At 72.2% G+C, this 7,035-nt stretch carries 7 protein-coding genes; 2 read left to right on the top strand and 5 right to left on the bottom strand.

Annotation, left to right across the window (positions count from 1 at the left end; genetic code table 11):
• On the bottom strand, positions 1–947 hold a 947-nt coding region (locus E1211_RS29105), incomplete at its 3' end, for a stage II sporulation protein M (protein WP_243709745.1).
• A gap of 33 nt (positions 948–980) precedes the next feature.
• Between E1211_RS29105 and E1211_RS29110 the strand changes: the two genes are divergently transcribed.
• Together E1211_RS29110 and E1211_RS32790 are read left to right on the top strand one after the other, a co-directional pair.
• Complete coding sequence (locus E1211_RS29110; protein ID WP_243709746.1) at positions 981–2,018, top strand: RDD family protein; 1,038 nt, start codon at positions 981–983, stop codon at positions 2,016–2,018.
• A gap of 183 nt (positions 2,019–2,201) precedes the next feature.
• Entirely contained in the window at positions 2,202–2,354 is a 153-nt protein-coding gene (locus E1211_RS32790; RefSeq protein ID WP_165947366.1) for a hypothetical protein, read from the top strand.
• Between the two features lie 97 nt (positions 2,355–2,451).
• Here the strand turns inward: E1211_RS32790 and ahcY are convergent, their stop codons facing one another.
• The 4 genes from ahcY to E1211_RS29130 all read right to left on the bottom strand — a co-directional run.
• Positions 2,452–3,948 carry an adenosylhomocysteinase gene (gene ahcY, locus E1211_RS29115; RefSeq protein ID WP_132352948.1) on the bottom strand — a complete coding sequence of 499 codons (1,497 nt, stop codon included), beginning with the start codon at positions 3,946–3,948 and terminating at the stop codon, positions 2,452–2,454.
• Between the two features lie 379 nt (positions 3,949–4,327).
• On the bottom strand, positions 4,328–5,491 hold the full coding sequence (gene manA / locus E1211_RS29120) for a mannose-6-phosphate isomerase, class I (protein ID WP_132352950.1): 1,164 nt from the start codon (positions 5,489–5,491) through the stop codon (positions 4,328–4,330).
• A 5-nt stretch (positions 5,492–5,496) separates the two neighbouring features.
• A complete protein-coding gene (locus E1211_RS29125; protein ID WP_132352952.1) occupies positions 5,497–6,504 on the bottom strand; it encodes a cation diffusion facilitator family transporter in 1,008 nt (335 codons plus the stop codon).
• Positions 6,505–6,652: 148 nt separating this feature from the next.
• Positions 6,653–7,035: SIS domain-containing protein (locus tag E1211_RS29130; protein WP_305792234.1), on the bottom strand; the 383-nt coding region annotated here is incomplete at its 5' end.

The following is a 7,035-nucleotide window of genomic DNA, read 5'->3' on the forward strand; positions in this document are numbered from 1 at the left end:
GTGGGGTGGGTGGCGCGGCGGCCGAGGACGAGGACGTACGCCAGGAAGGCCAGCCAGACGGCGGCGCCGAGCCCGACGCGCAGCGGCACCGGCACCGGGGCCGGGGTGACGAACGCCTCGACGAACGCCGAAACCGCGAAGAGCCCGACCAGACCGAGCGCGACCACGATCGCGGAACGACCGGCCCGCGCGACCGACTGACCCCGGGTCAGCTCGGCCGGCGGCGCGATCCACGCCCAACCCGTACGCAGACCCACCCCGGCGGCCACGAAAACCCCGGTCAGCTCCAGCAGCCCGTGCGGGGTGATGAGACCGAAGAAGACGTCCGCCCGGTCGTACGAGATCATCACGCCGCCGACCACACCGATGTTGAGCGCGTTCTGCCAGAGCAGGTAGAACACCGGCACGATCAGCACCCCGGACGCCAGGCACTGCGCGGCGATCCAGGCGTTGTGCGTCCAGAGGTGGAAGGCGAACGTCGGCGCGGAGAACTCGGTGTAGTAGCCGGCGAACCCCGACTCGACCAGCTCGGCCGCCGCCTCGTCACCGATGAACGCGGCAGCGGTCTCCGGGTTGCCGGCCACGAACCACATCAGGAGGAAGCTGAGCAGGCTGAAGCCGGTGGCCACCCCGCACCACCAGGGCCAGGCCTGGTAGACCGCGCCCGGAAAACCGGCGACCAGGAACCGGGTGACCGCCGACAGGGACGGCCGTGAACGGCCGGTGATGCGCGACCGGGCCCGCAGCACCAGCTGGGAGAGCTGACCGACCAGCGCCGGGTCGGGTGAGCGGCTGCGCAGCACGGAGAGCTGGGTCGCCGTGCGCTGGTAGAGGGCGACGAGTTCGTCGACCTCCTCGGCGTCGAGGCGGCGGCGCTGGCACAGCGCTTCGAGACGCCGCCACTGCCCGACGTGCTCCGCGACGTACGCGTCGAGATCCACAGCCACCCCCGTCCGGCGATCATAGTGTTCACTGTCGGGGTGAGCGCGCAACCACCATTGACGGCCCGTGCCCGCCCGGACGGGCGGGCCGTGCCGTGGAGCGACGCCGGACTGGTCAGCGGCGAGGCCGTGGCGTTGGAGATCCGGGTCGCCCGGCTCGGCTCGCGGGTGCTCGCCTTGCTGCTGGACGTCCTGACCCAGCTGGTGGCCGCCCTGATCCTCGCCGTGCTGTTCGCGCTGCTGTTCGCGGCGCTGCCGTTCGAGCTGGTCGACGCGGCGCTGAACAGCGCGACCGGCACCCTCGGGCTGGCGTTCGTACTGGTCGGCTACCCGGTGCTGATGGAGCGCTTCAACAACGGCCAGACGGTGGGCAAGCTCGCGGTCGGTCTGCGGGTGGTCAGCGCGGACGGCGGCCCGGTCGGTCTCCGGCAGTCACTGACCCGGGCCCTGGTCGGCGTCGCGGTGGAGTGGCCCGGTCTCATCCTGCCGCTGGTCAGCTGGGTGGCCGGGGTGACGGTGATGCTGACCGACCGGCGGGGGCGCCGCCTCGGTGACCTGGTGGCCGGCACGCTTGTCGTGCACACCCGCACCGCGTCCGTGTGGCGCCCCGTCCCGACCGCGGTTCCCGCGCTCGTCACCTGGGCGTACACACTGGATCTGAGCCGGCTCGACGACAGCCTGGCGTTGGCCGCGCGGCAGTACCTCGCCCGGGTGCACCGGTTCGTGGAGCCGGCGCGGTCGCGGCTGGCGCGGGGGCTCTGGGCCGAGATCGCCGCGGTGATCACGCCGCCTCCGCCGCTGGCCGCGCCGGAGACCGTCTACCTGGCCGCCGTGCTCGGCGAACGGCATCGCCGGGCGGTGCAGCGGCTCGGGCATACCCGGGCGATCACGGCGGCGCTCTGGCCGGAGCTGGTCGCCTCCCCGCCCACCGCGCCGATCCGCCGGGCCGCGCCCGAGAGCACACCGCAGGCTGGGTCGAACCCGCCGGCGGCGCGCCCGGCCGTGACGCCGCCCGCTCAGCCCGCCGCTCCGGCCGTACGTCCGGCGACGGTCACCGGGGAGCGGTCCGATGCCTGACCGCCGGTCGGCGAGCGCCCTACCGCTGCGGCCGGGCCGGGCTGCGGCCGGTGCAGCGCGGCGCGACCGGCCGGCGACTGTGGAAGGATCCGAGGCATCCCTCCGCGCAGACAGGACGACAGTGCCCGACGACCTGTTCACCCGTACCGCCGCCTCCGCCCCGGCCCTGTCTGGACGGCGACGGTGAGGGGCTTCGGCCCGTGGCTGGCGGTGCTGGCCGTGGTGTTCCTGCTGAGCGCGTTGCGGATGCGGACGCTGGCCACGGCGGTCTCGCTGGCCTGGCTCGCCTGGTGTGTCTGGACCTGGGTCCGCCCGAGCCGCCGGGGCCCGGGCTGATCTCCGGGGCGCCACGCCCCTGACCGGCCGCGTACGGGGACGCGGGAACGCGAACCGGGCCGGTCGCTCGCGCGGCCGGCCCGGGTTTCCCGTCGTATCAGTAGCGGTAGTGGTCGGGCTTGAACGGGCCCTCGACCGACACACCGAGGTAGTCGGCCTGCTCCTTGGTGAGCGTGGTCAGCTTCGCGCCGAGGGCGTCCAGGTGCAGCCGGGCGACCTTCTCGTCGAGGTGCTTGGGCAGGACGTAGACGCCGGTCGGGTACTCGTCGGTCTTCGTGTAGAGCTCGATCTGCGCGATCGTCTGGTTGGAGAACGAGTTCGACATGACGAAGCTCGGGTGACCGGTGGCGTTGCCCAGGTTCAGCAGGCGCCCCTCGGAGAGCACGATGATCGCGTGGCCGTCGTCGAAGCGCCAGAGGTCGACCTGCGGCTTGATGTTCTCGCGGGTGACGTCCGAGCGCTTGGCCAGGCCGGCCATGTCGATCTCGTTGTCGAAGTGGCCGATGTTGCCGACGATGGCCTGATGCTTCATCCGGGCCATGTGCTCGTGGGTGATGACGTCGTAGCAGCCGGTGGCGGTGACGAAGATGTCCGCCTGCTCGACGACGTCGTCCAGGGTGGCGACCTGGTAGCCGTCCATCGCGGCCTGGAGCGCGCAGATCGGGTCGACCTCGGTCACCACCACCCGGGCGCCCTGCCCGCGCAGCGACTCGGCGCAGCCCTTGCCCACGTCGCCGTAGCCCATGACGACGGCCATCTTGCCGCCGATCAGTACGTCGGTGGCCCGGTTGATGCCGTCGATGAGGGAGTGCCGGCAGCCGTACTTGTTGTCGAACTTGCTCTTGGTCACCGCGTCGTTGACGTTGATGGCCGGGAAGAGCAGCGTGCCCGCGCGGTGCATCTCGTAGAGGCGGTGCACGCCGGTGGTGGTCTCCTCGGTGACGCCCTTGATGGTGGACGCGATCCGGGTCCAGCGCTGGCCGTCCTCGGCGAGCGTGCGGTGCAGCAGGCCGAGGATGACGGCGTACTCCTCGGAGTCGGCGGACTCGACGGGCGGCACGGCGCCGGCCTTCTCGAACTCGACGCCCTTGTGCACGAGCAGGGTGGCGTCACCACCGTCGTCGAGGATCATGTTCGGGCCCTGCCCGTCCGGCCAGGAGAGCACCTGCTCGGTGCACCACCAGTACTCCTCCAGCGTCTCGCCCTTCCAGGCGTAGACCGGGACGCCGGCCGGGGCGTCGGGGGTGCCGTTCGGGCCGACCACGATCGCGGCGGCGGCGTGGTCCTGGGTGGAGAAGATGTTGCAGGACGCCCAGCGGACCTGCGCGCCGAGCGCGACCAGAGTCTCGATCAGGACGGCGGTCTGGATGGTCATGTGCAGCGATCCGGTGATCCGGGCACCGGCCAGCGGCTGCGCCGCGGCATACTCGCTGCGGATCGCCATCAGCCCGGGCATCTCGTGCTCGGCGAGCCGGATCTCCTTGCGCCCGAACTCGGCGAGCGACAGATCCGCCACCTTGTAGTCGCCGCCGGCGACGGTGTTCGGCCGGGCCTCGGACGGCGTGCCGCTGGCCGCCGGGAGGGTGCTGGTCATGGAAGCTCCTGTCGGACGATGTGCTGCGCGACCCTCCACCTTACGCGCGCCGGCGGGTGGGCACCCCGGCCGCCCGCAGACGCGCAGGACGCGGACAGCGCACGGGGCGGTCGGCCGTGAACGGACTCTCCGTCCACCATCCGCCCGCCCCGTGCATCCCCCCGGTTTGGTTCCCCGCGCGTTCTCGGACCGTCGTCGCGATAACGCTGCGTACTCATAGAGTCACACTGCGCTAGCACCACGTCAAGCTATTTCGGAAAAGTCGGACTTGCTATTCCCGTCGCCGGACCGCGAACCGTCACCGATGCCGCCGGCCGCCTGCCGGTTCCCTGCCCGAAGGCAGCCCGTGGACCTGCCCGGCGGCGCCCCGCCGCCGAACTCAGCTCACGCCGCTCGACGCGACGTACGCCTCGCCGGATCCACTGATCCGCAGCGGGCCGCCGGCCGCACTGCCGATGGCGGCCTGGCCGCTCTCCAGCTTCAGCACACCCGTCCCGTCGTCCACGGTCAGTGGGCCGGCCACACAGAGCACCACCCGGGGGCCGTCGACGGAGAGCTCCACCTCCGGCACCTCGCCGCCCAGAGTCACCCGCTGCAGCGCGAAGTCGTCCACCGGGACCCGCCAGCAGTCCACCCCGGGACCGACCGGTCGCGCGGCGAGCACCGGCTCGCCGAGCACCTCGAAACGCAGCACCCGCAGCAGCTCGTCGACGTCCACCCGCTTCGGGGTGAGGCCGCCCCGCAGCACGTTGTCGCTGGCCGCCATGATCTCGACGCCGGTGCCGCGTAGGTAGGCGTGCAGGTTGCCGGCCGGCATCCAGATCGCCTCACCCGGCACCAGCCGGACGTGGTTGAGCAGGAGCGCCACCAGCACGCCCGGGTCGGCCGGGTACTCGGCCGCCAGCGACCGGGCCAGGTCGGCGTCCGGCCCCTCGGCCGGCGCGGCCACCACCGCGGCCACCAGCCCGGCCCGCTCCTCCTGCGGCCAGGTCAGCAGCGTACGGACGGCCGTACGCAGCCCCGCCAGGCCGGTACGCAGCGCCGCCACCACCGGCTCCAGCGCCGGTACGTCGAACGCGGCGAGCGCCCGAGCGGACTCCGCCGGATCACGGAACCCGCAGAGCGCCTCGAACGGCGAGAGCGCGACCAGCAGCTCCGGCTTGTGGTACGGGTCGGCATAGTTGCGCTCCGCCGCCGGCCGGGCGATGTCCGCCGCGTGGCCGGCCCGTGCCTGCTTCGCGTCCGGGTGTGCCTGCAGGCTCAGCGGCGCGTCGGCCGCCAGCACCTTGAGCAGGAACGGCAGCCGGGCGCCGAAGCGATTGACCACCTGGCGGCCCAGCCAACGCTCCGGCTCCGCGGCCAGCACGTCGAGCAGGCTGACCCGTTCGCCGTCCCGCTCGACGGCGGCCGGGGCACCCGGGTGGGCACCGAGCCACAGTTCGGCCTCCGGGCCTTCGCTCGGCACCGGACGCCCCTGCAAGGCGGCGATGGCCGAACGCGATCCCCAGGCGTAGTCCCGAACAGGGCCGTACAACAGTTCCACGTGTTTCAGCTCCCCGGCCGTTCGGCCGTCTCGTCCGCCGCATCCTGTGTCGGCGGTGCCGCGGTGGGCGCGGCGGACCCGGTGCCCGCACGCTCGGCCGCGGCGCTGTAGATGTCCGGCTCGAGGTAGATGACCCGTGCGATCGGCACGGCCGCGCGGATCCGCGCCTCGACGGCGTTGATGCCGCGCGCCACCTCCTCGGCGGTCTCGCAGGCCGCCACGGCGACCTTCGCGGCCACCATCAGCTCCTCCGGGCCGAGGTAGAGCGTCTTCATGTGGATGATCCGCTCGACCTCCGGCCCCTCGGTCACCGCCCGCTCGATGGCGGCCAGGTCGTGCTGCTCGGCGCCCTCACCGAGCAGCAGGCTCTTCGTCTCGATGGCGAGCACGACGGCGATGGTGACCAGCAGGACGCCGATCATGGCGGTGCCCAGCGCGTCCCACTCACCGTTGCCGGTGACCAGGGTCATGCTGACGCCGAAGAGCGCGAAGAGCAGACCGATCAGCGCGCCGAAGTCCTCCAGCAGCACCACCGGCAGCTCCGGCGCCTTGGCGCGGCGGATGAACTTCACCCAGGACTGGTTGCCCCGGAGCTGGTTGGACTCCTTGATCGCGGTCCGGAAGGAGAACGACTCCAAAGTGATCGCGATGATCAGCACGGTGACCGGCACCCACTGGTGATCGTCGATGCCATCCGGGTGCTGGTACTTGTGGTACGCCTCGTAGAGCGCGAAGAGACCACCGACGCTGAACAGCACGATGGAGACGATGAAGGCGTAGATGTAGCGCTCCCGGCCGTAGCCGAAGGGGTGCTGCGGGGTGGCCTCCCGCTTGGCCCGCTTCCCGCCGAGCAGCAGCAGGCCCTGGTTGCCCGAGTCGGCCACCGAGTGGATCGACTCCGCGAGCATCGACGACGACCCGGTCAGCGCGAACGCGATGAACTTCGTGATGGCGATGCCGACATTGGCCAGCAGGGCGGCGATGATCGCCTTCGTCCCGCCTTCGGCGCTCACGCCGCCGCTCCGCTCCGCCTGGCGACACCGTGAGCCGCGACCGCACCGAGCCGAATGGTTCGCTCGCCGCGTACGCTCACGCCGCCGCTCGGCTCCGCCGCGCGAGGCCGCCGGCCACGGAAGTCCCGGGCCGACCACCAACGTCCGATCACTGGTTCGACAGCTCCTTCATCTCGGTGATGGCGGGCACCGCCATCGGGTCCAGCCCGTGGGCCAGCGCCAGGTAGATCGAGGCGAAATCCGGGACCGCGGTGAGCGAGGCGAGCCGCTCCAACGCGGAGCCCCCCTCGGCGGTCACCACGTCGCAGCGAACGCCGCGCCGTTCCGCGAGGGTCTGCACCGCCTCGGCCCGACGCTCCTCCACGGCGAGCGGTTCGTCGGTGTCGTCCTCCGCGTTCAGTCCGCCGTCGCGCAGCAGCACCAGCCGCAACCGGGTCCCGTCGCCGCTCTCCTCGTCCGGGTCGGCGAAGATGTCCCGCTCGCCCTCGGCGAGGCCGCCGAAGACGCCGTCGAGCAGACCCACCCGGCCCC

Origin of the sequence: Micromonospora sp. 15K316, assembly GCF_004348525.1 — a bacterium.
In the GTDB taxonomy this organism is placed as follows: domain Bacteria; phylum Actinomycetota; class Actinomycetes; order Mycobacteriales; family Micromonosporaceae; genus Micromonospora.

What these genes read in the sequence shown, in the direction of transcription:
- ahcY (WP_132352948.1), bottom strand. Translation starts at nt 3,948, where the DNA reads ATGACCAGCACCCTCCCGGCGGCCAGCGGCACGCCGTCCGAGGCCCGG.